1 protein-coding gene is annotated in these 1,220 nt (G+C 64.9%); it reads left to right on the forward strand.

Features of this window, described 5'->3' with window-relative positions:
* Positions 1 to 9 precede the first annotated feature (9 nt).
* Positions 10 to 1,083, forward strand: a complete 1,074-nt coding sequence (locus AC0L25_RS32370; protein ID WP_473599175.1) for an ISNCY family transposase — start codon at positions 10 to 12, stop codon at positions 1,081 to 1,083.
* The last annotated feature ends 137 nt before the right edge of the window (positions 1,084 to 1,220 follow it).

A 1,220-nucleotide genomic window follows, 5' to 3' on the forward strand; every position in this document is an offset into this window, starting at 1 on the left:
TTGCTCGGCATGTCGGAACGGCAGTTCCGGCGTTACCGGGACCGGTACGAAGAGGCTGGGGAAGCTGGCTTGCTCGATCGGCGCTTGGGCAAGATTTCGACGCGCCGGGTTCCGGCGGAGGCGATCGAGGAGATGCTGATGCTTTATCGTCACCGCTACCTTGGATGGAATGTGAAGCATTTTCACGAGCACCTGCTGCGCGATCACGACTTCAGCTGGGGCTACACCTTCATCAAGACGCAGCTGCACGCGGCGGGGCTGGTGGGACGGGCGAAGCGTCGCGGTGCTCACCGGCGCAAGCGGGAAAGGAAGCCGTGCGAGGGGATGATGCTGCACCAGGACGGCAGCCGGCATGCCTGGGTGGAAGGCCAGCCGCCGCTCGACCTGATCGTGACGATGGATGATGCGACGAGCACGACCTACTCGGCCGTCCTGGTCGAGGAAGAGGGCACGGCGTCGAGCCTGCTGGGACTGATGGAGACCTTTGCGGCCAAGGGATTGCCGTCGAGCCTCTACACGGATCGCGGCAGCCACTATTTCGTGACGCTCAAGGCCGGCGAGAAGGTGGACAAGAGCCGGCTGACCCAGGTCGGCCGGGCTTTGGAACGCCTTGGCATCGAGCATATCCCTGCCTATTCGCCCGAAGCGCGCGGCCGCTCGGAGCGCATGTTCGCCACGCTGCAGGATCGTCTGCCCAAGGAATTGAAGCTGGCCGGGATTGGCGACGTCGACACGGCCAACCGCTTTCTGGCCGAGGTCTATGTGCCGGCCCACAACGCCCGGTTCGCCAAGCCGCCCGAGATCGCCGAAAGCGCCTTCGTGGCCGCCGACCCGGCGCTGCTGGCCGAGATCCTGTGCGTCGAAGAGGAACGTGTCGTCGCCCGCGACAACACGGTTTCGTGGGGCCGGCTCGTCCTGCAACTGCCTGAAAGTCCCTTGCGTCATCACTATGTGAAAGCGCGGGTGAAAGTGCGCCAGTATCCGGACGGCGCGCTCGCCGTCTTCCACGGGCCGCGCGCCATCGCCCGCTACCAGGCCGACGGCGCCCCACAAGCTCTACCCCTGCTCAGGAGCGCAGCGTGAACCGCTTCGACGTCGCTCCATCCAATGGACCCTGTGGACAGCCGCTGACGCGCCTGACCGCAGCGGCCCACCGGACAGAAACAGAAGCGGACATGTGACGTGCTACCAAAACCGGACAACTTGAAAAGCTACCGACA

Source organism: Mesorhizobium sp. WSM4813 (assembly GCF_055811555.1).

Bases quoted from the DNA above. Each gene is read 5' to 3' on its own strand.
- AC0L25_RS32370 (WP_473599175.1), top strand. From the start codon at position 10: ATGTCGGAACGGCAGTTCCGGCGTTACCGGGACCGGTACGAAGAGGCT.